The organism is Iningainema tapete BLCC-T55 (genome assembly GCF_014698965.1).
Taxonomy (GTDB): domain Bacteria; phylum Cyanobacteriota; class Cyanobacteriia; order Cyanobacteriales; family Nostocaceae; genus Iningainema; species Iningainema tapete.
Genome location: NZ_JACXAE010000036.1, coordinates 75,769 through 100,859, shown reverse-complemented (window position 1 = coordinate 100,859; position 25,091 = coordinate 75,769). Strand labels below are relative to the sequence as shown.

The window sequence follows — 25,091 nt, the reverse complement described above, 5'->3', positions numbered from 1 at the left end:
ATTAGTTAATTCAAATCAACGAGCGCGGAGGGATTTGAACCCCCGACCAACAGAACCGGAATCTGTTGCTCTATCCACTGAGCTACGCGCCCTTATTCTTCTATAGTATAGCACTTTTGCAGAAAACTTGCACTTTAGAAACCCGGTTTCTTTAAGAAACCGGGTTTCTGGGTCAAAGGAAATTTGCGGGATCTACTGGTGTACCATCACGACGTACTTCAAAATGGAGATGGGGACCGGTGGATAAACCCGTAGAACCAACGGAGGCGATCGCACTTCCGCGCTGTACTGTTTGACCTTCCCCAACCAACAATTCGCTAGTATGACCGTAGAGAGTAGTGATGCCTTTGCCGTGATCGATAATCACTGCTTTACCATAACCGCCATACCAACCAGCAAAAATCACAGTTCCAGAATCTGCTGCTCGAATTGTACTACCGTAGCTGGCGGCAAAGTCCAATCCGGTATGAAAGCGGCTGTAGCCAAGAATTGGGTGTACCCGCCAACCAAAAGCACTGCTAGCCGGAGCATCAGTTGGATATGCTAGTATACCAGTGCCGCGAATGAAAATACCTTTAGCACTGTTTGCTTTCGCTTGTGCTACCTTTTTTTGAATTAAAATACCAATAGCCTGTGAATCTCTTTCTAACTGAGATTGGGCTGCGTCTAATGCAAGGCGATCGCTATTCAAGCGTTGAATTAACTCATCCTGTAACTGCGATTGAGCTTGATAATCGGCTTTTTGTGCTAGTAGTTGCCCTCTAATCAAGTCGATTTCGTTTTTTTGTTCTTCAACGGCTATTTTTTGCTTGTCAATCCTATTTGCCTGTTGACCAAGTTTTACCAACACTTGTTGGTCAGCTTGATATACTAGCTGTAACTGACGACGACGATCTAAAAAATCACTCAAATTTTGACTTTGCAACAAAACTGCCCATCCTTGATTAGTGTGAGAACGTTGGAGAAAACGTAGACGAGCAATAGTTGCGGCTTGATGTTGCACATATGCTTGAAGAGCCACCGCTAAAGAAGCTGACAATTGTTTGTGACGTTCAGTTGCCAGTTGCAGTCGCAGATTGCTATCAAGAATATTATTGTCAGTAATTTGTAGATTTTGCTGCAAGCCATTGAGACGATCTTGTGCTACTTGTTGAATATTGGATAAGCGATTACGCTCTTCAATTACTCCTGTTCTTTGTTGATTAATCTGTTTTTGTTGCTTTTGCAAAGTGTCAATTTCTTTAGACTGTGCAATCAACCCCCCCTTGCATCCCCCCCGTTCACGGGGGGGACACAGGGGGGGTTCCGCATCAACTGGTATGAAAAAAAATAATATCCATACGCATAAAATACAGCAAAAAACAAGCTGTAAACACAAATATTTACTTGGTTTGGGGAAAAAAAGCGCTCTCATGTGGTTTTGAGCAAAGCAATGGCGACAAATACCACGTTATTGTTCCCAAAATACACTTGACCAAATGCATATTGTTTGCCAGATACTAATAAAAAGTTTTAGCTGTGCCAGCATTAACTCAAATCATTTGCCTTATGAGGTTCTATGAGTTCAGGCAGAGCAATTCTTTTGATTTCCCTAGTTATTCCTGGTTTATTAATCGCGTTATCATCAATATATTCATTCAATGTTGATTACGAAGCGCTGGAAAGAACAGAAAGATATGTAGAAAAGCTGACTAGAGAGAACAGAACTAATAATCGGCAGTTAGAGCTTGCCTATCATCGTAGTTTAGGTCATCGTTTGGATGCTCTCGCCGATGGAACTTGGGGATTTATCGGTGGTGCGATCGCTGCATTGGGGGTACATGGCATAGCTTCCATGAAAGATGATACCATTCAAGACCAACGCAAGAAACCTCAATCCTGATATGCGTAAAATTTGCATTCCCGTAGAGACGTTCCGCCGGAACGTCTCTACAGATATTGCCAATTTGCTAAATCAGCCAGAGAGCGATCGCGATAACGTCCGTAACGTTCCTGTTTATTCTTGATTTTTTCGCCTAGTTCTGGTAATATACCAAAATTTGGTGGCATTGGCTGGAAATGCTTGGGCGAAGCTGAACTAATAAATTCAAACAACGATCCCATCATTGTTGTTGTTGGTAGTGTCAAAGGTTCTTTCCCCAAAGCAAGTCGCGCTGCGTTGGTTCCTGCTAACCATCCACCAGCAGAAGCTGCTGTGTAACCTTCTGTACCAATTAATTGACCTGCAGCGAGTAAAGTTGGACGTTGCTTAAATTGTAGAGTTGGCAACATTAACTGAGGTGCATTAATAAATGTATTGCGGTGCATCACTCCTAAACGCACAAATTCGGCATTTTCCAAACCTGGTATCATTTGGAACACTCGCTTTTGCTCACCCCAGCGCAGGTTACTTTGGAATCCTACCATATTCCAAAGTTGACCTGCTTTATCTTCTTGTCGCAACTGCACTACGGCGTAAGGACGTTCACCCCCCCTTGCATCCCCCCCGTTCACGGAGGGGACAGAGGGGGGGGTTAAACCAACTGGCTTAAGGGGACCATAACGCATTGTATCTTCGCCCCGCTGTGCTAATTCTTCTATGGGTAGACAAGCTTCAAAAAACTTTGCTGTTTCCCGCTCAAAATCTTTCAGTTCGACTTGTTCGGCTGTACAAAGTGCTTGCCAAAACCGCAGGTACTGTTCTTTGTTCATGGGACAATTAAGGTAAGCTGCTTCGCCTTTGTCGTAACGCGAGGCAAGGAAAGCAATGTCCCTGTTGATTGATTCTCCCACAATGATGGGGCTGGCGGCATCGAAAAAGCTGAGGTATTCCATCCCTGTGAAGCGGCGCAAATCTTCAGCTAAGTCTGGGCTGGTTAATGGTCCAGTTGCTAAAACTACAATCCCTTCTGGAATAATACGTACTTCATCGCGACGAAGTTCAATTAAGGGATGGTTAGCGAGGGTTTGAGTTAAATCTTGGCTAAATACTCCTCTATCTACTGCTAGCGCTCCACCTGCGGGAACTGTGTGTTCGTCTGCTTTGGCGATGACGATCGCACCAAGCCGACGTAATTCTTCGTGCAATAAACCTGTAGCGCGATCGCTTGCCATTGCGCCAAAGGAGTTACTACATACTAATTCTGCTAAATGTTCTGTATGATGAGCACCACTGTAGCGGTTGGGTCGCATTTCATACAGAATTACTGGCACTCCAGCCTGTGCTATTTGCCACGCTGCTTCTGTTCCAGCTAGTCCACCTCCAATTACTTGTATCGGTTGTTTTTCCATAGTTAAATACTAAAGTTGCATATCTATAATATAGCTGATGATTAAGTAATCGCAGAGAAGCTAGCGCCATAGGAGGGTTGTGGCGTGATAGACAGCTTTGGTGATCCATTGGACACAGCTGACAAGCAACAGCATCACTTTGCCAAGTTATTTAAAGGTGTGTTTCCTGCAATTGTTCGTAATCTTCAGGTGTATCAATATCTACTTTCCCTGCCGGAAAAAGAAGGGGGAAAACCTCATGTCCATGTTGTTTGATCACTTGTTTTGCCCCAGCGACAGCATTTAAATTTATCAGATCTGGAAAAAACTTGCGGCTAAAAAGAGCGGGTACGCCCAATGTTCTAGCATACTCACAAGCAATAATATCTTTGCGTGTGGTATAATAAGCGTCTACAAGTTGATTGATCAGATCAAAAGAAACGAATGGTTGGTCGCAAAGTGCCAAAACTACTGCTTCTATTTCTTCACAAGTAGCGTTGATGGCAGTGACACCGACTCGAATCGAAGCACCCATCCCCTCGTTCCAGTGGGGATTATGTACAACCATGACGGGAAGATGATCGATACAAGGGCGTATTTTTTCAGCATATGCCCCTAGCACAACTACAACTGGTTGGCAAACAGAAGCAAGCGCTGCATCTACAGTGCGCTCTAAAAAGCTGTGTCCTTGAAATTGTAATAGTTGTTTAGGAGTACCCATGCGAGTGGATGCGCCTGCGGCAAGAATGATTGCACCAACTGATACCATTTTGGATTTTAGATTAGGGATTTTGGATTATGTAGAGACGTTCCGGCGGAACGTCTCTACGGTTTCGTCAACATTTTGATGAATTGAACCAATTCTATCTCTTAAAAAACCACCAGAACGATGGGCGAGGACAGCTTGAATTTCCGCTACAATCGAAAGAGCAATTTCTACTGGTGTATCAGCCCCGATATCAATCCCAACTGGGGCATATACTCGGTTGAGTTGTTCTTCGCTGTAAACTATTTCCTGTGCAAGCAAATCTTCAAGTAATTCTTTAGTTCTGCTTTTTGGACCAAGGATACCTATGTAGCGTACAGCAGAAGGTAGTAGCATTTTCACAAGCTCTCGGTCGTGGAAGTAATTATGTGTCATGATGAGGGCTACTGTGCGATCGTCGAGCGACACATGTTGATGAGCTGCCTCAGCACTAGAGAGAACTAGGTTATCAGCAATAGGAAAACGTTCCTGTGTAACATAGGCAGGACGGTGGTCAACTACAGTGACATCCCAACCTAATTCTTTGGCAAAGCTTACCACAGGTATAGCATCTTGACCAGCCCCAAATATAAGTAGCGGAGTTGGTGGTTTGATTACTTCAATCAAAACTTCTGCACTACCTGTTGATAGTTGATAAGTTCTCACCTTGGACTTTCTGTTTTTTATGGCTACTTGAGCATCGGTAATTATAGCTTGGGTGATAATAGAATCAGCAATTTCACTTTCTACAACTTTGTCCTGAAACATCAGGTGATTTCCAACCTTTACTGGTACATCACCCTCTACACAAAACACTGTTGCCAAAACACCTAGTTTTCTATTATTTAAACACTCACTGATGAATTTTATTTGTCCATCCAAGCGTTCAATGAGAACATAAACTGCACCATTACAACCCAAGCCTAGTCCCCAAATAATATCCTCTGTAACTTCTGGATCGTACTTCAGCAAAATTGGTTCAAAAGAAGTCATAACAAGTTTTGCTTGTTCAAAAACATCATTTTCCAGACAGCCCCCACTAATAGAGCCTACCATCTTACCATCTGAGGTCATGAGCATTCGAGCGCCCGGTCGTCGGTAAGTAGAGCCTTTGACTTTAACAACAGTAGCAAGGGCAGCGGTTTGACAGCTATTTTTAACTTGCTCGTATGCAGTAACTATATCGTCAAGTTCTTTCATAAGATTCAGGTTGATGGGCTATCAGTACTTTGATGGTAACGTAGGAACCAAGTTGCATTCCACCGCTCATGAAAAGGATGAAGTCTCCTAAGGCTTCTACCATGCGGGCATTGCGTAATGCCCCACAGTCAAACTCAACCATAGTTAATTCATACTTTAAAGGTATTAGTTCACTTTAAAAATAGTATTGGACAAAAAGAACTTCGATCTATAAGGTGTTTATTATGGAGTGTTAAAAAGTTACACAAAAAAGAAAACAAAGCAGATGACGAAAATACTAATTGTATACATTTCTGGTGGTTCGGGTATGGAACCAGTCGGCATTACTAAGGAAATGATGCTCGTTGGCAGGCATCATGGTGCAAACATTGCCAGAGTTACATCTGCACTACGCGGTAAAGACTTGCTTGCACGCGGTAACGTTGCTCTCTCTGAAGAATTACTACAGTAATTTGCAAATTCCTGGTCAATAATATTACATGTTTGTAAAAAAAGTCAAGGATCTTAGTTATGACCACAAATAATCAATTACCTTCAGACCTCGCTGTCTTTCGCAACAGCTATGCCGAACTGTTCGGCTCGGTTCCACCGCTACCTGCGGCAAAGTTTGAGTTTAGTGGCGATGTCGATCCAGAGGCTCTACGCCTTGCTGAACAACTCCGCGCTCATGCCTTTTACTCTGATATTTTTGATACTAAAACGACACAATTGATGCTTTTTGGTATGCTTTTGACTTCAGGCGCTGGCGCTGCCAAATTTCACGCTATTGCCGCCCGGAAAGCAGGTGCAACCTGGGAAGAACTGCACAAGGTAGCAGAGTTAGCATCTGCTGTTGTCGCATTAGGTCCACTTAACAACGGTAGCGCCATATTAAATGAACTGCGCACTGATGAAGCGAAAGGTTGATGGAGGAATGAACAAACCGCTAAATCACGTCGATGGAAGGCTCAAGGAATTCAAGTTATGAAAATAGGAATCATCGGTAGTGGCAACATGGGACGTTCTTTAGGTATTCTCTGGGCGCAACAGGGACATCAAGTATTTTTTGGTTCCCGCGATGCCGAAAAAGGAAGGGCAGTGGCTGAATTCGCCGGACGCGGAACGCAAGGTGGTACAAATGATGAGGCGGCGGCGTTTGCTGATGTGATTTTGTGGACAGCACGCGGCATTATGCCAAAGGAATTGTTATCTAACGCTGACGTTTTAAATGGTAAGATTATCATCGATTGCAACAACCAGGATATACCGGAAGGATTTGCCTATCCCGCAATTGAGGAATCGCTAGCAGAAAAGCTTGCTTCATATGTTCCAAATAGTCGCGTGGTCAAAGCATTCAATACAATGGCACAGGAGGTGTTTGAATTAGCACCTGAACCGCTCAAGGATTATCAAGTTTCGGTCTTTGTTGCCGGAGATGACGAACAAGCTAGAAAAACAGTCATGCAGCTTGCTCTTGAAATTGGATTTGCCCCGATGGATTGCGGTGTTTTACGTAATGCTCGATTGGTGGAAGGGTTGGGAGATTTCATTCGCCTAATCATGATTGGTCAACAACAAGGCTCATATGCAACTATCTCTGTCAAAGTCCTACCTGCTGCACAAGAACAACGTTTAGGCGGACGGCAAGCTTCGGCTTTAAAGTGAATTCACTACACATCTTACACCAATTGTAGAGTTTGGAGATTATAACATGTTTCAACTGTTATCAGGGAAGAAGGGTGGAAGCATTGATTGCTCAGAAGTTACTACAGTTTGTATTATTTTCATTAGGAATTACCATGATTGAGATAACCCGAACATTCACTCCAGATTGGGTATCTCCCCCTGGTGATACCATTGCTGATTTATTAGAAGAGCGTGATTGGACACAAGCACAGTTAGCAGACCGTTTAGGCTACACAGAAAAGCATATCAGCTTGCTCATCAATGGCAAAGCACCTATCAATGAAGAAACTGCTTTGAAGCTAGAGCGGGTTTTGGGGAGTACAGCAGCTTTTTGGCTCAGTCGTGAAGCCCAATATCGCGCTCATCTGGCTCAAAGAGAAGAAGAAACTGGACTGTCCCAAGTACAGTAAATCAAAATATCAACATAAGACATAGCAGTGAAAAACAAGCTCAGAGACGTTCCATGGAACGTCTCTACAAGGGTTACAGACAAAGCACAATTAATTTCTAGAGATGTCTATAGTGGTTGACGGTTGGTTGATGTCAACCCGACAATCTCTGTCGCCTGCGTTATGTTTTACAGCAGCTTGTCTGGTGTAATTGGTAACTCGCGGATGCGTTTACCTGTGGCGTGATAGACAGCGTTGGCGATCGCCGCCGCAACTCCTGTAATACCAATCTCACCTACACCACGCACACCTATCGAACTAATGCGCGGATCGGGTTTATCGATGAATAGCACCTCCATTTCGTGAATGTCAGCATTAACAGGCACATGGTAATCAGCTAAATTACGTACAAGCAAACGACCGCTTTGGGAATCAACTACTGTCTCTTCCATCAATGCCATACCTAACCCAAAGACGACACCACCCAGAATTTGACTGCGTGCAGTTTTATGGTTGAGGATGCGTCCAACATCGATAGCGCTAACCAAACGTGTAACCCGCACTTGACCTAAACGCGGGTTTATGCGTACTTCAGCAAACTGTGCGCCAAAGGATTGAAACGCATACTGCTGCATATCGGCATTTTCATCTTTGCCAGCGCAGATTCTTACCGCTGGGTTGCGAGCTTCCTGTGACTCAGATGAAGCGGTATTTGCTAACGCTTCAACTTCTACCAACGGCAAGTTATTGCGGCGGAGAATCTCGGTGTAGGTTTCTCCTCTTGATGGTGAGTTCTTACGAAAGATACGTCCTGAATCTGTGGCGATCGCCTCTGGGGAAGCTTGATACAATGGAGAAGCTTCATCAGCAATGGCAATATCAATTAATCTCTTGAGCACTTCCTCTGCTGCCCCTTTAACAGCCGGGGCAACACTAGCGGCTGACTGAGAACCACCTGCTACCGGTGCCATAGGCATTGATGAATCGCCCAGTTTGAACTCTATTTGTTCCACAGGCAGCCCAAGTACATCAGCAACAACCTGCGTCATCACTGTGTACGTACCTGTACCGATATCATGTGTTGCACTTGACACTACAACCCGACCATCAGCAAAGATTTGCGCTTTTGCTGCTGCTGGAGTGCGGTAGCCTGGATAGGTTGCAGTTGCCATTCCCCAGCCAATCAGGTTTTCACCATCCCGCATTGAACCTGGTGTAGGATTACGACGTGTCCAACCGAACTTTTGGGCACCAAGTTGATAACACTCCTTGAGATATTTGCTCGACCACGGCTTGTTAGTATGGGGATGAACATCAGCATGATTGATGAGGCGAAGTTCAACCGGGTCAATTCCCAACTTGTACGCTAACTCATCCATTGCCGATTCTAGCGCGAAAGTACCAGGTGCTTCACCAGGCGCACGCATGGGCGTTGGGGTGGCGATGTTAAGTGGAACGATATTGTGGGCTACTTGTAAATTGGGACATGCATAAAGCATCCGAGTTGTCAACCCGCACGCCTCAACGAATTCATCAACTGGCGACGTTTCGGTTGTCGTCACATGGCGAATGGCAGTGAGCTTTCCGTCTTTAGTTGCGCCCAGCGTCACTTCTTGAATTGTGCGGGCACGATGTCCGCAGGATGTAAACATGTCCTGGCGCGTGAGAGGCAATTTGACTGGACGACCGATTTTACGTGCAGCGATCGCCGCCAAAACAGGGTGCGACCATGTAAAACCTTTGCACCCAAACCCACCACCAAGGTAATGTGATATAATCTTAACGCTTTCGTCAGGAATACCAAGAATATAAGCAACGATTCGACCTGTACCTTGTACCCACTGGGTCGTATCGTAAATAGTTAGGCGATCGCCATCCCAAATAGCGGTGGATGCACTTGGCTCCATCGGATTGTGATGTTCAATTGGGGTAGTGTAAGTTGCTTCCACCCGCACATCTGTTTCCGCCAGCGCCTGCTCAACATCACCACGCTCCACTTGCAGTTGTTCACCGAAGAACTGAGTCGGTTTATATACTTGTGATAACCCCTGTTCAATCTCAAAAACTGGCTTTTGTTCGTCATATGTTACCTGAACAAGTGAAGCAGCGTACCGTGCCTGCTCAAACGTTTCAGCAACAACAATACCAATATTTTGCCCATCATAATACACTTGGTCTGATTGCAGCGGCATCAGCTTTTCGCCCAGTTTTCCGATGGCAAAGTTTTCCTCCTCTAAATTATTCAACTTCGGGGCATTCAAATGAGTAATCACCGCTAATACCCCAGGAGCTTTCTGGGCCCCCGTCACATCAATGTTAGTAATACTACCCTTAGCAATAGTACTCTTAACCAGCACAGCATAAGCTACATTCTCAAGCTCAATCTCCGCCGAGTAATGAGCCATACCCGTAACCTTCAATCGTCCATCCACCCGATTAATCGGCTTACCTACAACCTGCTCGATTGTTTGTGTACTCATACAATTCCTCCTTCCATTGCTGCTACTACCTTGAGAGCTTCCACCAAAGTCCGCTGCACCAACTCAACTTTAAATTGATTAAAATGGCGTGGACTAGCTCCTTGTACTGCTGCATCTGCTGCCGCTACAAAAGTTCCTTCATTAGCTCTTGCACCAACTAAAACCTGCTCCGCCTCTAAAGAGCGCCACGGCTTCGTCCCCACACCGCCAAGTGCAACTCGTGCATTACGAATCACTTCACCATCTATATCAAGTACCACAGCAGCAGACACCAACGCAAAAGCATAGGAAGTTCTGTCACGTACCTTTAAGTAGTGCGATCGATGAGCATAAGGCATAGAAGGCAAATCAACTGCTGTAATCATCTCGCCGTGTTCCAGCACCGTCTCCAGATGCGGTGTCTCACCCGGTAATAAGTGAAACTCAGTAATAGGAATACGGCGCTCACCGCTAGGTCCCTGGGTTAGTATAACTGCATCAAGGGCAGCAAGAGCAACGCACATATCACTGGGGTTAGCGGCGATACAATGTTCGCTTGTGCCAAGAATGGCGTGCATACGATTGAAACCTTCTAATGCAGCACAGCCAGAACCTGGTTGACGTTTATTACAGGCAAAAGCAGTATCATGAAAGTAGGAGCAGCGGGTGCGCTGCATCAAGTTGCCACCCACAGTCGCCATATTCCGTAATTGTGCAGTAGCTCCAGCAAGAATAGCTTCCGACAACACGGGATAATTAGAGCGAATTAAAGAGTGGTAAGCGACATCGCTATTACGTGCAGTCGCTCCAATTCGGATACCACCGTCATCTTTGTTGACAATTTCCGCCCCCCGGAGTTTGCGAATATCAACCAATTGACTCGGCGTATGCACACCTTCCTTCATCAAGTCAAGTATATTAGTGCCACCCGCGATAAACATTGCCTCTGGTTCGCGGATGATTGTGGCGATCGCCTCTTCTGAGTTAGCGGCGCGTAAATATGTAAATGGGTTCATGGTTAATGGTTAATGGTTAATAGCTAATGGCTAATGGCTAATTGTTAATGGCAATCAGCATTTAGCAATTAGCATTTAGCAATTAGCAATTTTTTAACTATGCTCTTGCTCATACACCTGACGAACAGCAGCGAGTATATTTACATAAGCACCACATCGGCAGATATTACCGCTCATTTGTTCGCGAATATCGTCATCTGTTTCAGCGTGTCCTTCCGCCAGCATTCCCACAGCTGACATAATTTGTCCCGGAGTGCAGTAACCACACTGAAAAGCATCATGTTGGATGAATGCTGCTTGTACAGGGTGTAACTCTTCACCATCAGCTAAACCCTCAATAGTTGTAATTTCCTCACCCTCGTAGGAAACAGCTAGCGTTAGGCAAGAGTTAATGCGGTGTCCATCAACTAGTACAGTACATGCACCGCACTGCCCATGATCGCACCCTTTTTTTGTCCCCGTCAAACCGATGTATTCTCGTAGCACATCTAGTAAAGTTACACGCGGATCGATCTGCAAAGTGTGTTCTGTGCCATTGATATTTAACGTCACCGGGATAGTCTGAGAAGACGTAGAAGTGAGCGAACTTGGCGAAGGCATTTGCTCAAGTATAGATACGCGCTTTGTAGTAGCGGTATTAGTGTTCTCCATGCTCTTATTCCTCAAAGTTGTCTACAACCCTTGTAGAGACGTTCCATGGAACGTCTCTACATTGTTTTTCACTGCTGTGTCTATTATCTGTGTTTATCTGTGTCCATCTGTGGTTCCACATCAATTCCGCATTGCAACAAGTCCATTATTTCACACCACTTGCAAAACGATTTTACCCCTTGTGCGTCCACTCTGGCTCATCTCGTGTGCCTGTCTTACCTCACTTAATGGCAGCACCGTTTCGACATAAATCTTAAGTTTTCCAGAATCCACTAGCGCGGCGATCTCTTTGAGTTGTGCCCCATTGGATTGAACCCCAACCATAGCGCATCTCACGCCATGACTTGCTGCTGTTTCTTCTGATGGAGGAGAGACTATAGAGACAAGAAATCCATCTTTTCGCAACACGCCAAAGGAACGCTCTTGAGTGTCACCTCCGATTGTGTCTAAGACTACATCCACATCCCGTACAACTGTCTCAAACTTGGTTTTCTGGTAGTCAATGATTTCGTCGGCTCCTAACTCACGCACAAAGTCGGCATTACGTGCTGATGCTGTGCCGATGACATAAGCACCTTTCGGCTTTGCCAACTGCACCGCCATTGAACCAACTCCACCCGATGCCCCGTGAATCAGCACTCTTTGATTTGCATCTAAACCTGCTGTATCAAATATTGCTTGCCATGCCGTCATTGCTGCAACTGGGATGGCGGCTGCTTCAATAAAATCAACGGAATTAGGCTTTAGAGCAATCTCAGTTTGCTTGGCAATCATAAATTCTGCGTAAGCACCATCACGGAATAAGCTAGTGTAGCCGTATACTGCATCTCCTAGTTGGAACTGCTCTACTTTTGCACCAGTTTCTTCCACGATTCCAGCTACATCCCAACCGAGAATCAAAGGTAAGTGGTGCTTGAAGTTGTCTTTGCCAAAGCCGTCACGAATTTTCCAGTCAACAGGATTGACACTTGCTGCATGAACGCGAATTAAAATTTCGTCTTCCCCTGGTTTGGGTATCGGGGCGTCTTCGTAGACTAAAGTTTCCAGTCCACCATGTTCGTGAATACGCACTGCTTTCATTGTTACCATTATCTGTTCTCCTGGAAGAATTAACTATCTCTATGCCCAGTTTTTATGTCTCGACATGACGGCTAAAGTCATTAAAGCTAATACAACCAGTAGAATACCAGCTAATCGATAAGCTATACTTAGACCAACTAATTGACCCAACGGTTGGCTCAGCAGTGGTGAAATAAACTGTCCGAGAAAAAAGCAGGTTGTTAGTCCACCTAAAGTTCGTCCACGTAACACAGCCGGGGTTATGGAAGTCAGACACAGATTCATATTTGGAACAAGCAAACCAAGTCCAAAACCTGCGATAGCCAACCCCAAAAGAACGATGGCGTAGCTATTTGCCAAGCTGATGACTCCATAGCCAACTCCCATGCTGATGAAACCCATGGAGTAAACACTAATGAAAGTCAAGCGGGCTTTAATCCGCTGGTATAATAGAGAGCCAACTGCCACAAAAAAACTACCAAAGGCGATCGCAAGCCCACTTTCAGAGGCAGTAGCATTGGTCAAACTCTTTAAGTAGAAGGGCAATTGCACCGGAATCATGTAAAATACGGCTTGAACCAACAGAGCAATCCCGTAAGTAAACACCACAATTCCTAACGGCAGGGTGGTTGGCTCAATTGGTGTGTTCTGTTGCGTTGCACTTTGACTAGTGCGACTGGGTTCAGGCAAGAACATTAGCACTAGTGGCACGAACAACCAAGCGATTAAATAGATGAGAAATGGTAGACGCCAGCCAATATCAGCTAAGAAGCCACCTACAGAGAGGAACACAACTCCTCCCAACGCTGAAAAGGCAGATTGCCAACCAAGAAATTGCGTTCTAGCTGAACCCACATAATAATCAGCAATCAACGTCAACACAGTCGTCATAATTCCAGCTACACTCAAGCCCAAAAGCGCTCTTCCCACCAGAATCAGCCCCAAGGAATTCAACCACAAGCCAGAACTACCTGCCAATCCATAAACCAGTAAGGTTATAGTTAGCAGCGGTTTGCGCCCAAGTTGATCGATAATAAAGCCGGCAAAGGGTGCCCCGATGGCAACAAAAAGAGATGGAGCCGTCAGAACTAGCCTAACTAAATAGTCTACGTTATTAACATTAATGAAACTTTCCCGCATCAGTGGCAGCGATGGGGCGATTGTCGCATTAGACATGACTGTCAAAGTGCTAACAAGCAGTAGCGTAACTTTGACTGGAAGCGAATTAGCTGGTTTGCTCATAAGTATATTGTTCTAATTGAACGAAATTGACTTTATATACGCATCCGCTATTAAAACCACAATACCTGTAGAGAACGCCACATTGCTCAACGGGGGGAACCCCCGCACGCAAGTGGCTCCGTTACATGTAACGTTTCTACATTTTGCGATTACTGCTGCGCCTGAGCCGGCATTACCAATCTCGCCCACGCCTTTAATGCCAATGGGGTGAACGTGTGAATCTTTTTCCTCAACAAAGAATGCTTCGATTTCCTGAATATCGGCATTAACTAAAAAAGTGCCCCCTCCACATGAGTGTAGAGAGAGCATTGCCATGCCATTTCACTTAATTATGAGATACAGCTACTCTCAACTCGATTTCGGAAATCTAGCTCAAAGTAGACTAACTTGATGGAAACATCTACAAAAAATTAGATTTTAAAATTATGGGACTCTTTATAATAAGAGGTTAGGGACAAAAAAAGCTTTGCTTGTCCTAAGATACTTATTCTGTGACTAGTTATGAATTTCTCGTCGGGGCGACAATATTTTTACCAAGAGATCCAGCAAGCTGATGAGTATATTAACTTAGCGAAGGCGGCTTTGTACATTGCTCAAGAAGAATATCCCTACCTCGACACAGAAGAATACTTGAATGCACTCGATACAATGGCGCAAGAGCTACAAGAGCGTTTACCATTTCAACAATATCCTTTGCGAGTGATTCAGATTATTAACCAGTATCTCTATGATGATTTAGGATTCGCTGGGAATGTAGACGATTACTATAATCCTTGTAATAGTTTCCTTAATGATGTAATTGACAGCCGAAAAGGAATTCCCATCACCCTATCGCTTATTTATATGGAATTGGCTCGACGAATTGATTTTCCTATGGTAGGGGTAGGAATGCCAGGACATTTCCTCATCCGTCCAAATCTTCCCGAAATGGAGATTTTTGTTGATGCTTTCAATCATGGCGAGGTGATATTTGCACAAGATTGTCAAGAACGACTGACACAAATTTATCAGCGTCCCATCACACTACAGCCAGAAATGTTAGCTACGGTAAGCAATCGCCAATTTTTGGCACGCTTACTAACTAATCTCAAATACATTTACTTGCACAACAAAGACTTAGAAAAAGCTTTAGCAGCAGTGGAAAGAATTTTACTGCTGTTTCCTGAAGTGGTTTTAGAATTGCGTGATCGCGGTCTTTTGAGTTATCAACTTGGTTTATTTTCTCAAGCTGCTAGTGATTTAGAAAATTATCTCACAAAAGTTCCGCAAGCACAAGATGCGCTGATGATTCGAGAGTTACTGGCGAAGTTGGGTAAGGGAGTAGGGGAGTAGGGGAGTAGGGGAGCAATTAACAATTAACAATTAACTAATTTGTCAATGTTTCTGCAACTAGTTTGAGGCGACGTAGTTGAGCATTCATATCTTCTTTTGTCAACTGTTCGGCAAAAACTTTAAACCCCCAACTAACTATGGGGTTGGGAATCTCAAATTCAAAGCGATTAATTAAGCGTGTTCCGTTTTCGATTGGTTGACATTCCCAGTGATCGCGTCCTTTAAAAAAACCATCAAAACTCCACACTACCAAACCTGGTTGTCTTTCCACAATAGTACTATTCAATGTAGGTTTTATGATCGGTATTTGAATCACAAACCGACTTTTAGCACCTAAATGAGTTGAACTGTCTCCAATAGGTTCATAACTAAGTAGAGGATTAAGCCAGCGCTGCATGAGCAAAGGTTCGGTAATACAACGTTCTACCACTGCGGCTGTGGTATTGATTTGAATTGTTTGTTCAAATATTTGCGTCATTGGACGTATTTTATGCTATCTGCACTCAGATTAACCTAAAATCGGGTATGGCCGAGCATTTGACATTACTGTATTGTATTTGAGACTAGGTTTATGTCTAAGGGAATAGTCAAACATGAGGTATTATCAATACTTCTAGAAACATTCAGGAGAAAAATTATATATAAAATCACAAAGTAAAAAAATTACTCTTGATTTCAACGAATTGTAGGAGTTTACTGGTAAATTGATAGGCAAAACACTAATGCACTTTATGGAATGTAGGCTTGTTCAGGGCAACCTACTCCAGAAGTAGCAATGTTGTTTGCAATATCACTTAACCTTAATGGCAGAAAACCATGAACACAACTTGGCAAGGAATAACCCAGGTGATGGAAGTTGGTTTGTCGATGAAGGTGCTGCGATTGTTAGCGCAATCGCCAGCTTTGCCACCAGAAGCAAACGGTGGGATCAACTACGTACAGGGACTTCTAAGACAGTTAGTTGAGTTTTTGCCTCGCCTACTAGGGGCAGTAGCAATTTTACTGATTGGGTGGGTAATTGCGGCAATTGCCGCAGGCGTAACACGCTCCCTACTCAATCGTACTAATATAGATAACCGCATTGCCTCAGGGGTAACTGGTGGTAGAGATGTTCCACAAATAGAGAAAATTATCTCCAGTCTGGTATTTTGGGCAATTTTCCTAGTCACGGTAGTTGCCGTTTTAGATACCTTAGATTTGCGGGTAGCTTCTCAGCCACTGAATAGTTTTCTCAACCAAATTGGCTATTTCTTGCCCAAATTGGTGGGTGCGCTTATCCTTTTGGGAATAGCGTGGCTATTAGCGACAATCGTCAAACTAGTGACGATACGCGGATTAGAGGCATTGCGGATCGATGAACGTTTCAACCCACCAGCAGATAACGCTCCCCCCAGTCTAAATCAATTGTCTCTGGCACAGACAATTGGCAACGCTTTGTACTGGTTTATCTTTCTACTGTTTCTCATTCCCATTCTAGACACTTTAGAACTGAGACAGGCACTACTACCAGTACAAACTCTAATTACACAGATTCTTTCTGTCTTACCGAATATTCTGGGTGCAATAGTAATTGCCGCCATTGGCTGGTTTGTCGCTAATGTGGTACGCCGGATTGTTACAAATTTACTAGCAACAACCGGAATCGATCAATTAGGAACTCGGTTTGGATTAAGTTCAGCATCAAGCGTACAATCTTTATCGTCGATTATCGGTACGATTGTTTACGTCTTGATTTTGATTCCTGTAGCGATTGCCGCACTTAATGCTCTGCGAATCGATGCGATTTCGGTTCCGGCAATCGCGATGCTGCAACAGATCCTCAATGCTCTGCCGGCAATCTTTACCGCTATAGCAATTTTGATTGTTGCTTATTTTGTTGGACGGTTTGTGTCAGAATTAGTCACAAATATTCTCACTAATTTAGGCTTTGACAACATTTTTGCTGCCTTGGGTTTACCTACACCCACAAGACGAGTTGTCATCCCACCGCCAACAACCACACCAGTACAAACCCGTACCCCATCAGAAATTGTCGGCATTATTGTTTTAGTCGGCATTATGCTGTTTGCTACGGTAGCGGCAGTCAATATTCTCAATATTCCCGCACTCACAGTACTGGTTACGGGCATTATTATCATCTTGGGACGGATTCTGTCGGGTTTGATAGTTTTTGCCGTCGGTTTATTTCTGGCAAATCTGGCTTACGGTATTATCACCAGTTCAGGCGATCGCCAAGCACGAATTTTAGGGCAAGTAGCACGGATTGCGATCATTGCCTTAGTCTCAGCAATGGCACTACAACAAATCGGCTTAGCTAGTGATATTGTCAATTTAGCTTTTGGACTTTTACTAGGAGCGATCGCTGTTGCCATTGCCTTATCCTTTGGTTTGGGCGCTCGTGACATTGCCAGAGAACAAGTTATACAATGGCTAAACTCTTTTAAAGGTCAAAGATAATGGCTAATGGCTAATAGCTAATAGCTAATGGTACAATTAGCAATTAACAATTAGCCATTAACTATTCCCAATTTCTGATCCCCTCCGCCCTTTAATCTTGACTTTTTGGCTCAATTCATCTTTAATCCGGTTGAGAATTGAATTTTCATCAAGGGTTGCTAAGATTTTACTAATTACGGCTTTAGGACCATCAGGTCCCCAAGTAGCTCCATTGGCTAAATAAGCTTTGGTAACTTGTCCAATTCCGTAAGAAGAAACACCTGCTACAGCGCCTTGAGTTACAGCTACTGATAAGTAAGGAGCTAAGGAAACACCACCAGTAGCAGGTGCAGATAAGCCTAGTAAAGTTTTTAGCCCACTCAAACCCAAATTTGCTAACAATTCACTAGCACTAATCCCGCCCATACTTAGGGCGATTTTTTGTAACAATTTTACGGCTCCTGTTTCGGTCATGGGGATACCATAGAGTTTTGATAAACCCAGGATCAGGACAATATCAATTACCGCACCACTGAGAAAATCTACTACAGTAACAGGATTGAGAGCGATCGCAGCTGCTTTAGTCATAGTCGCTCTCCAAATTAACTGATTTGCATTCTGTTCTCGAATCATCAGTTTGCGCTGCACTAATTGCTCATTGACGTTGTCAGCATAAAGCATGGTATTAAGAGCAACCAAAGCTTTACCCTCACGCTGCAAAATCTCTAATATTTTTAGCTTCAGTTCATCCACTTGGGCTTTCCCCGTACTCACTTGCACACCCTTAGTCCCATCTGGACGACGAATCATAGTTTTTACCAGTGGTGATGCTGCAGCCATCACAATTTCATCTGGTGAAAGTAACTCCCGCACTCTTTCATCACGTATTTTGCGGTAGATTGCCATCCGGTCTGCTTCTGGATATTGGTCTACTTTGTTAAACACCAGTAAAATTGGTTTACCCACTTCCCTGAGCTGAGAAAGAGCATCATGTTCCAATTTTGTCATATCCCCAGAAATCACAAACAAAATTAAATCTGCCTGTTTTGCGATTTGTTCGGCTAAAACTGCACGAGTTTCACCATCTACTTCGTCTAACCCTGGAGTATCAATCAACTCCACCTGCGAATTACCTATTGCTGGTAAAGTAACTCGCAACGCCCTTTCATCCCCAACTGCCTCCTCAGTTATACTCCAATTTACTCGTTGCGCAGCCTTGGTAACACCATGCAAGGGACCAGTTTCAAATACAGTTTGCCCCACTAAAGCATTAAGTAGAGAAGACTTACCCCTTCCCACCATCCCAAAGGTAGCAATTTGCACCACCATGCGCTCTAATTTCCCCAGCATAGTTTCTAGCTCGGCAATTTCCGTCTCCAATCCGTCTTTTTCCTGGGGAGTAAGATCGAGATTATTTACTAAATTTTGTAACGCTGTTTGTGCTTCCTTATAGTTAAGTTCTGCTTGAATATCATCAAAGCTAAAAATTGCCCTATCTAATTCCTCTTCCAAGTTGGAGGTATCTCCAGTTTGAGATGAATCTTTGTGCTGTGGATCGGGTAAAGCCGAAGTCATAACGATTTTAGATTTTCGCTTAATAGTACTTTCATCCTAGTAATTTTTAGCAGGACATCAAGCTACGTAGTTGAGATGATCGCACTAGCAACTACGTACCATAATTTCCTGATACCAAGGCGATTCTCGCAATACTGCTATGTCCCACCTCATAATTTCTTGTACGATTGACATCTCTAACACAAAACTAGCAAAAAAAGCCAGCAATGGTTCTAACTGATTCAACTGCATAAGCTCTCATGCGCAGGGGCATATGTGCCGTGTAACGCAATTGCAACTCGTTAAGTACGAGAAAATTCCCATGATTCGGACTATATGCCTTAACCAAAACATCTGTTTCACGGCTAATCCACTGAAACTCAGAACCGAGAATTTCCTTTGCTACTACTTCTGGACTTTGTGTGACTCATTATACCCAAGCATCAGGAGCTAAACCAATCAGTCGCTTACCACCAGTATCTGCTGCTGCCACAATAATGTAAATATAAGTGATAAATAATACATTATATTATCTGAGCTAGTAACGCACGCCCTGATGATGATAAAGTCCTAATAAGTAGGTAAGCGTAAATAAATGCTCGTTTGTAGTAAGGGCTTCAGCCCTTATAACCTATGCCCTGAGCGCTAGGAGTCGATACTACGAACGTAGAGTTTATTGTATATTTAATTTTACCTACTTACTTATGACTTAGACCTAGCCAAGCAAAACGTCCAGAAACGCCGACGTAAAACCTCAAAAGCAAAATACCCTAGCGTAGACTAGGGGTAACAAAGGTGATTGTGGTAATTAAGTCAAAAATTATTCTACTTTACGAATCTGCTAAAAAGTCTGCTTCTGAATGATTTAATGGAAAGAAGACAGCAGGAGAAACATTAAAAAATTCTGCAAGCCCTTGAATGTGATTAACCGTCAATTTCCGTTTTCCGTTTAATACATCCGAGACAATCGATTCAGTTTTAAAAATAGAAACTAAATCCTTTTGTCTTAAATTTAATTCCGCCATCAAAACCTTTAAAAGGTCTACGCCAAAAATATCAGGAATCATATCTTGGCGTTCTTCATATTCATAAATTAATGTTCCCAATAAATTGAGATAGTCTCTTTCCTCTTGAGTTAATTTACTTTTGTCAAGTAGAGAATCAACTACTGATTGAGTCACTTCCAAATCTTCTTGAGATTTTATGGGGCGCGGGGGAAAAGTGTTGATCAATTCGATGTACCTGTCAGTATATAACATATTGTCATTATCTTCTTAACTACTAATTTAAAGATTTTTTATTCACTAGTATAGACAAAATATTTGACCCATATTATTTATATTAATTATTTAGTATTTCTCCAGAATTCATTATGCTTTATGAGTTTAATTATAAACATTAATCTTCATACCATTCATCTTTTTTCCAGTTTTCTTTATCATATTCTGCATGTGTTAAAAAATTCCGGATAAAAACTTTATTATACTCATAGTCGATGTAAGTAATTAATCTATATTTATTACCTCCGATATCAAAAACTACAAAGTTACCGACTCGATCTGGCGTAAAAGGAATAGAACCTTTTAAATCAGTAAAACTATTCCAAACTTGCGCTTTTACTAATTTAGACCAAACTACCAAGCTCGGTTTTTCATCAGGATGTTTTGTCCAAGCTTTAGTGAGTGTGGTTTGGCTGATGATATGCATGTTTTTCTATGCGCGAAAATCAAAAAAACTAATATCTTAATCATGGATTTTTATCCAGTTAAAATAAATGTCATAGTATCGAATCAGACCAAATTTATGCTTTAATGTTGATACTTGACTCATTTTAGCAAATCGCGAAGTTAATCTGCAACTACACATTCATAGTACTCAATAAAAAATAGTTATAAATTGATACAACATGATTACGTAGTTGCGGGGCGCTTTTAGCAACTACGTACCATAAGTTTTGTTGAGGCGATCGCGCTCTAAAAAGAGCGTTTTTTCCACAACTTTACACAAAGTACAGTAATGCTTGTAGGTTGGGTTTCATTCCTCAACCCAACCAGTTAGTTTGAAATCGTTGGGTTTCGCACAAGGTAAGCCCAACCTACCAATAGATTAATAAAATTTATCACCCTAAGTACGGGAGAGCCTCTGGTTATCGAAAATTTGAGATTGCACAAAAGTGCAATTAGTTATTCCTAAAGAAGCAATGCAATTGACACAAAAGGATAACAAATTTTTCGAGTAACTTTTTATTCTATTAATCAAGTGCAACTTACTAAGCGCAACCAAGGTAAGCTAATACGCCTGGTAAAATTATATGTCACAAAAGAAACCTAATCTAATAATTTTCACATCTGCCTACTTGATAGTATTGGCAGTTCTATCGTTTATTTTTGCGATCTTAATTTCGATTTCTGTGTCAGATATAGAAGTGTCATCGTCAGCAGTATTTATATAGCGTTCCTAAATGATTCCCAAACAGTCCTGTTTTGACTGATGACTGATAACTGTTGACTGTCAACTGTTAACAGTTAACAGCCCAAATGAAAAGTTTGTAAATCAAATAGGATTGCTATAGTAGCTTTGCTTATGATTGGAATAGCTTGTCTTTATTTAATGACAGCAATTGGGATTTTAAAGAAGCAGAAGTGGGCTAAAACATCCTCAATCATCATTTTTGGATTGAATATTTTCGGTGGTCTTTCATCATTATCCAGATTAGCTAACCAAGGAAATCTAAACGTTGCGTACCAACAAGGTCAAGTTTTTGGAGCAGCTTTAGGATTAATTATATCAGGTTTAGGTTTATATACGATGACACAAAACCAGGCAGTGAAAGATTACTTTAGTAGAAGTTAACCAGAGCGCGATTCTTTTATAGTGCTGTCGCAAAATTAAGTTAACTTTACGAACATTGTTGTGGTGTTTTAGCTCTCCAAGAGGACGTAGCGGTGAGGTTTTATACTGTATCTTATAATACGGCAACATTTCCTCTGTCACTGTCAGTGGCTGTTGAATGTACCATTAAAGTAAGCCGTACTCCCAGTCGGGACAGAAAATTGCTGGAAACTGTGGAACTTGCGTCCTGCTTGTGTTCCCTCAGTGATGCTGAATGTGCTACCATTTAAAGTGACGTTGGAATTATTTGGTAGACTTTATCGAGCGGTAATCTGAGCAACAGCACAATTTGTGGAAAATGCGACTGTCTGCGACACGGCAGAGACGATCGCACTCCCTACTGCAATCTTTAAGAACAAGATTATTAAGAACAAAATTTAATCCAAAGAACTAGTTAGAGCTTTTGGGACACAAAATGTTTTAGAGTGAAAAATGCATCTCATATAAAGATACTCACTACATCACTCGTGCGAAAAATCGTTATTGCTGGTAACTGGAAAATGTTCAAAACTCAAGCAGAGTCTGTTGAGTTTTTACAAGGATTTCTGCCTGAGTTGGAGAAAACGCCCCAAGACAGACAAGTCGTATTGTGCGTCCCCTTTACTGACTTAAGCGTTTTATCCAAGAGTTTACATGGTAGCCTTGTAAATCTGGGGGCGCAGAATGTCCACTGGGAGGAAAATGGAGCGTATACGGGAGAAATTTCCGGACCAATGCTGGCGGAAATTGGCGTAAGTTATGTAATTGTCGGTCATAGTGAACGGCGACAATATTTTGGTGAAACGGATCATACCGTGAATCTGCGCCTCAAAGCTGCTCAAAAGTATGGTCTTACCCCAATTCTTTGTGTTGGCGAAACGAAACAACAGCGAGATGCGGGAGAAACTGAATCTCTAATTATTACCCAATTAGAGAAAGACTTGGTAGATGTCGATCAAGAAAATTTGGTAATTGCTTATGAACCAATTTGGGCGATTGGTACTGGTGACACTTGTGAGTCTTTAGAAGCCAATCGGGTAATTGGTTTAATTCGGAGCCAATTACGTAATCCAAATGTAACAATTCAATATGGTGGTTCAGTGAAACCAGATAATATTGATGAAATTATGGCTCAACCAGAAATTGATGGTGTACTAGTGGGAGGAGCAAGTTTAGCACCTAAAGGTTTTGCCCGAATTGTTAATTTTCATTAAGGTACGTAGTTGCGCTTTAGCGCAACTACGTACAATTACAGATAAATTTATGCCTAGTAACTTGATAATACGGGGACGTTGTTTCGAGTGGGGACAGCGAACCTACATAATGGGTGTTTTAAATGTTACACCTGACAGTTTTAGTGATGGTGGCGAATTTAACACAGTATCAGCGGCACTAGCACAAGCGCGATCGCTCGTTGCTAATGGTGCGGATATTATAGATATAGGTGGTCAATCTACTCGACCGGGTGCAAAACAAATTACACTTGCCGAAGAACTTGACCGGGTACTGCCAGTATTACAAGAAGCTCGAAAAGAAATCACCGTACCTATATCCGTAGATACTACTAGAGCATTAGTAGCAAAAGCATCTGTGGAAATTGGTGCTGATATGGTTAATGACATTTCTGGTGGTACTTTTGATCCAGAAATGCTGCCTACTGTAGCAAGTTTAGATGTACCAATTGTGTTAATGCATCTCCGGGGAAACCCACAGACAATGCAACAAATGACTAACTATGAAAATTTAATCGACGAGATTTATAACTTTTTAGCACAGCAAATCACTGTAGCGACTACAGTGGGCATTGATCGAGAAAAAATTATCATTGATCCTGGGATTGGCTTCGCTAAAAACTACGAGCAAAATTTAGAAATTTTTCGCCGCTTACCGGAATTACGTAAACTCAACAGCCCTATTTTAGTAGGACCATCTCGTAAAAGTTTCATTGGTCGCATTTTAAATCAGCCAGACCCGACTTCCCGAGTCTGGGGAACGGCGGCGGCGTGTTGTGCTGCTATCTTTAAAGGTGCTGATATTCTCCGAGTTCACGATGTTAGAGAAATGCGCGAAGTCTGCTTAGTGGCTGACGCACTATACAGGCGCGATTAACTCTTGCCTTCACACAGAACCATTAACCATCTGAACCCTTGCCATTACTTTCCCGATTACCTGTTTCCTCCGCAACCAATTGATTCATCATCTCACCAGTTTTGCCAGGGTCTACAAAGACAACTTTGGCATTTTGGCTTTCACCTAACTTGTAGCTAGCGTTGATATAATCTTGAGCGACAAGATACCGTAATATATCTTTACTTTCCGGACTGGTACGTAAAGCGTCAGAAATTATCTGCATTGAGGTTTTAGTTCCTTCCGCTTTCTTAATCGCCGCTTGACGCTGTCCTTCTGCTTCTAGAATCGCCGCACGACTATTAATTTCCGCAGCTCGCTGTTCTTCCATCGACTTGCGTACACTTTCTGGTGGTGTAATGCTTTGAATGTCTACTCGGATAATTTCCACTCCCCACTGTAAAGTTGTTTGATTCAACTGATCCAATAAGGCAGTGTTCATCTGCGATCTGGCAGCGTTGGTTTCCTCTAAAGAGTTTTGGGCGATGATTTCGCGCAGCGTGGTTGTAGTCAGATTGGAAAGCGCTTGTTGGAGATCGTCAATTTCGTAAAAGCTTCTCTCAATGTCTTTGATGCGCCAGTAGACAACGCCATCCACTTCTAGGTAAATGTTATCTCTGGTGATCACATTCTGGGGCTTAATGTCTAAAACCTGTTCCCGTGTTGTGTCCTCCATGACAATTTGATCTAGCAAGGGAACGATAAAGTTAAGTCCGGGTCTAAGTTTACGATGAAACCGCCCCAAACGCTCTACTAACGCTTCATTTCCCTGATTAATAAGTTTTGCAGACCCTAAGGCGTAGCCTATAAGTACTAAGACTATGGCGACGATTGGCTCCATATACGCTCCTTGGCTATGGTGTGAATTTTACTTTAAGAACAAAGTAATACCTTGTCCTATCTTCAGTCTAATCACTCGAATGTGTTATGTTACTATCATAAGTCGCGGTAACAAGCAATCTTTGATTAGCAATGTTTACAAAATACATTGCCTCTTGCCGTGAGACATGGTTATTTAACCACCAAGGTGGCTAAACTTGCAAGCAATTGTACAAGAAATCAGGAGGTGGGATATGGCAGGGCTGCGTATTTAAGA

General features: G+C 42.8%; 26 protein-coding genes, 1 tRNA gene and 1 pseudogene. 10 read left to right on the top strand and 18 right to left on the bottom strand.

Going from position 1 to position 25,091, the window contains the following annotated elements:
- Positions 1-19: 19 nt before the first annotated feature.
- Together ICL16_RS09165 and ICL16_RS09160 are read right to left on the bottom strand one after the other, a co-directional pair.
- Positions 20-92 (bottom strand) — tRNA-Arg (locus tag ICL16_RS09165).
- 80 nt (positions 93-172) lie between these two features.
- On the bottom strand, positions 173-1,414 hold the full coding sequence (locus tag ICL16_RS09160; RefSeq protein WP_190826564.1) for a murein hydrolase activator EnvC family protein: 1,242 nt from the start codon (positions 1,412-1,414) through the stop codon (positions 173-175).
- A gap of 144 nt (positions 1,415-1,558) precedes the next feature.
- Here ICL16_RS09160 and ICL16_RS09155 point away from each other — a divergent pair, with 144 nt between their 5' ends.
- Positions 1,559-1,882, top strand: a complete 324-nt coding sequence (locus ICL16_RS09155; RefSeq protein ID WP_190826562.1) for a hypothetical protein — start codon at positions 1,559-1,561, stop codon at positions 1,880-1,882.
- Between the two features lie 47 nt (positions 1,883-1,929).
- Here ICL16_RS09155 and trmFO read toward each other — a convergent pair whose 3' ends face one another.
- The 4 genes from trmFO to ICL16_RS09135 all read right to left on the bottom strand — a co-directional run bounded on the left by trmFO (position 1,930) and on the right by ICL16_RS09135 (position 5,336).
- Positions 1,930-3,270: an FADH(2)-oxidizing methylenetetrahydrofolate--tRNA-(uracil(54)-C(5))-methyltransferase TrmFO gene (trmFO, locus tag ICL16_RS09150; RefSeq protein WP_190826559.1), complete on the bottom strand. Its 1,341-nt coding sequence runs from the start codon at positions 3,268-3,270 to the stop codon at positions 1,930-1,932.
- 151 nt (positions 3,271-3,421) lie between these two features.
- Positions 3,422-4,018 carry a nucleotidyltransferase family protein gene (locus ICL16_RS09145; protein WP_190826557.1) on the bottom strand — a complete coding sequence of 199 codons (597 nt, stop codon included), beginning with the start codon at positions 4,016-4,018 and terminating at the stop codon, positions 3,422-3,424.
- A 27-nt stretch (positions 4,019-4,045) separates the two neighbouring features.
- Positions 4,046-5,194: an XdhC family protein gene (locus tag ICL16_RS09140; protein ID WP_190826555.1), complete on the bottom strand. Its 1,149-nt coding sequence runs from the start codon at positions 5,192-5,194 to the stop codon at positions 4,046-4,048.
- Positions 5,181-5,336: a hypothetical protein gene (locus tag ICL16_RS09135; protein WP_190826553.1), complete on the bottom strand. Its 156-nt coding sequence runs from the start codon at positions 5,334-5,336 to the stop codon at positions 5,181-5,183. Before ICL16_RS09135 ends, ICL16_RS09140 begins: the two co-directional genes overlap by 14 nt.
- A 123-nt stretch (positions 5,337-5,459) precedes the next feature.
- Here ICL16_RS09135 and ICL16_RS09130 point away from each other — a divergent pair, with 123 nt between their 5' ends.
- From ICL16_RS09130 to ICL16_RS09115, 4 genes are all read left to right on the top strand, one after another.
- Complete coding sequence (locus ICL16_RS09130) at positions 5,460-5,645, top strand: hypothetical protein (protein WP_190826551.1); 186 nt, start codon at positions 5,460-5,462, stop codon at positions 5,643-5,645.
- A 59-nt stretch (positions 5,646-5,704) separates the two neighbouring features.
- The gene (locus tag ICL16_RS09125) at positions 5,705-6,100 is read left to right on the top strand and encodes a carboxymuconolactone decarboxylase family protein (RefSeq protein ID WP_190826549.1); all 396 of its coding nucleotides are present in this window, start codon (positions 5,705-5,707) and stop codon (positions 6,098-6,100) included.
- Positions 6,101-6,157: 57 nt separating this feature from the next.
- Complete coding sequence (locus ICL16_RS09120) at positions 6,158-6,838, top strand: NADPH-dependent F420 reductase (RefSeq protein WP_190826547.1); 681 nt, start codon at positions 6,158-6,160, stop codon at positions 6,836-6,838.
- 74 nt (positions 6,839-6,912) lie between these two features.
- The gene (locus ICL16_RS09115) at positions 6,913-7,269 is read left to right on the top strand and encodes a HigA family addiction module antitoxin (RefSeq protein WP_337906956.1); all 357 of its coding nucleotides are present in this window, start codon (positions 6,913-6,915) and stop codon (positions 7,267-7,269) included.
- Positions 7,270-7,436: 167 nt separating this feature from the next.
- Here the strand turns inward: ICL16_RS09115 and ICL16_RS09110 are convergent, their stop codons facing one another.
- From ICL16_RS09110 to ICL16_RS09085, 6 genes are all read right to left on the bottom strand, one after another.
- Complete coding sequence (locus tag ICL16_RS09110) at positions 7,437-9,728, bottom strand: xanthine dehydrogenase family protein molybdopterin-binding subunit (protein ID WP_190826545.1); 2,292 nt, start codon at positions 9,726-9,728, stop codon at positions 7,437-7,439.
- Positions 9,725-10,723 (bottom strand): FAD binding domain-containing protein, encoded by a 999-nt coding sequence (locus ICL16_RS09105; RefSeq protein WP_190826543.1) that lies wholly within the window; start codon positions 10,721-10,723, stop codon positions 9,725-9,727. The genes ICL16_RS09110 and ICL16_RS09105 overlap by 4 nt, the downstream gene beginning before the upstream one ends.
- Positions 10,724-10,816: 93 nt before the next feature.
- Positions 10,817-11,374, bottom strand: a complete 558-nt coding sequence (locus ICL16_RS09100; protein WP_420485262.1) for a (2Fe-2S)-binding protein — start codon at positions 11,372-11,374, stop codon at positions 10,817-10,819.
- A 150-nt stretch (positions 11,375-11,524) separates the two neighbouring features.
- Positions 11,525-12,463: an NADP-dependent oxidoreductase gene (locus ICL16_RS09095; protein WP_202895462.1), complete on the bottom strand. Its 939-nt coding sequence runs from the start codon at positions 12,461-12,463 to the stop codon at positions 11,525-11,527.
- Positions 12,464-12,493: 30 nt separating this feature from the next.
- Positions 12,494-13,675, bottom strand: coding sequence for an MFS transporter (locus ICL16_RS09090; RefSeq protein WP_190826541.1), 1,182 nt, complete (start codon positions 13,673-13,675; stop codon positions 12,494-12,496).
- A gap of 12 nt (positions 13,676-13,687) precedes the next feature.
- The gene (locus tag ICL16_RS09085; RefSeq protein ID WP_190826539.1) at positions 13,688-13,990 is read right to left on the bottom strand and encodes a hypothetical protein; all 303 of its coding nucleotides are present in this window, start codon (positions 13,988-13,990) and stop codon (positions 13,688-13,690) included.
- A 186-nt stretch (positions 13,991-14,176) separates the two neighbouring features.
- Here ICL16_RS09085 and ICL16_RS09080 point away from each other — a divergent pair, with 186 nt between their 5' ends.
- The gene (locus tag ICL16_RS09080) at positions 14,177-15,007 is read left to right on the top strand and encodes a SirB1 family protein (protein WP_190826537.1); all 831 of its coding nucleotides are present in this window, start codon (positions 14,177-14,179) and stop codon (positions 15,005-15,007) included.
- A 34-nt stretch (positions 15,008-15,041) separates the two neighbouring features.
- Here ICL16_RS09080 and ICL16_RS09075 read toward each other — a convergent pair whose 3' ends face one another.
- Entirely contained in the window at positions 15,042-15,485 is a 444-nt protein-coding gene (locus ICL16_RS09075) for an SRPBCC family protein (protein ID WP_190826535.1), read from the bottom strand.
- 338 nt (positions 15,486-15,823) lie between these two features.
- Here ICL16_RS09075 and ICL16_RS09070 point away from each other — a divergent pair, with 338 nt between their 5' ends.
- Positions 15,824-17,464 (top strand): mechanosensitive ion channel, encoded by a 1,641-nt coding sequence (locus ICL16_RS09070; protein ID WP_190826533.1) that lies wholly within the window; start codon positions 15,824-15,826, stop codon positions 17,462-17,464.
- Between the two features lie 57 nt (positions 17,465-17,521).
- Here ICL16_RS09070 and ICL16_RS09065 read toward each other — a convergent pair whose 3' ends face one another.
- The 4 genes and pseudogenes from ICL16_RS09065 to ICL16_RS09050 form a co-directional block, all read right to left on the bottom strand.
- On the bottom strand, positions 17,522-19,018 hold the full coding sequence (locus ICL16_RS09065; RefSeq protein WP_190826531.1) for a GTP-binding protein: 1,497 nt from the start codon (positions 19,016-19,018) through the stop codon (positions 17,522-17,524).
- A gap of 99 nt (positions 19,019-19,117) precedes the next feature.
- Positions 19,118-19,493: pseudogene (locus ICL16_RS09060) on the bottom strand (hypothetical protein); the annotation flags it as partial.
- Positions 19,494-19,827: 334 nt separating this feature from the next.
- Positions 19,828-20,178 (bottom strand): helix-turn-helix domain-containing protein, encoded by a 351-nt coding sequence (locus ICL16_RS09055; RefSeq protein ID WP_337906955.1) that lies wholly within the window; start codon positions 20,176-20,178, stop codon positions 19,828-19,830.
- Positions 20,179-20,395: 217 nt separating this feature from the next.
- Positions 20,396-20,704 (bottom strand): type II toxin-antitoxin system HigB family toxin, encoded by a 309-nt coding sequence (locus ICL16_RS09050; protein WP_190826527.1) that lies wholly within the window; start codon positions 20,702-20,704, stop codon positions 20,396-20,398.
- Between the two features lie 876 nt (positions 20,705-21,580).
- Here ICL16_RS09050 and ICL16_RS09045 point away from each other — a divergent pair.
- The 3 genes from ICL16_RS09045 to folP all read left to right on the top strand — a co-directional run bounded on the left by ICL16_RS09045 (position 21,581) and on the right by folP (position 23,977).
- Positions 21,581-21,850 carry a hypothetical protein gene (locus tag ICL16_RS09045; protein ID WP_190826525.1) on the top strand — a complete coding sequence of 90 codons (270 nt, stop codon included), beginning with the start codon at positions 21,581-21,583 and terminating at the stop codon, positions 21,848-21,850.
- Positions 21,851-22,356: 506 nt separating this feature from the next.
- Positions 22,357-23,082, top strand: coding sequence for a triose-phosphate isomerase (gene tpiA, locus ICL16_RS09035; protein ID WP_190826524.1), 726 nt, complete (start codon positions 22,357-22,359; stop codon positions 23,080-23,082).
- 49 nt (positions 23,083-23,131) lie between these two features.
- Positions 23,132-23,977 carry a dihydropteroate synthase gene (folP, locus tag ICL16_RS09030; RefSeq protein WP_190826522.1) on the top strand — a complete coding sequence of 282 codons (846 nt, stop codon included), beginning with the start codon at positions 23,132-23,134 and terminating at the stop codon, positions 23,975-23,977.
- Positions 23,978-23,999: 22 nt separating this feature from the next.
- Here folP and ICL16_RS09025 read toward each other — a convergent pair whose 3' ends face one another.
- Positions 24,000-24,836, bottom strand: a complete 837-nt coding sequence (locus tag ICL16_RS09025; protein WP_190826520.1) for an SPFH domain-containing protein — start codon at positions 24,834-24,836, stop codon at positions 24,000-24,002.
- Positions 24,837-25,091 lie beyond the last annotated feature (255 nt).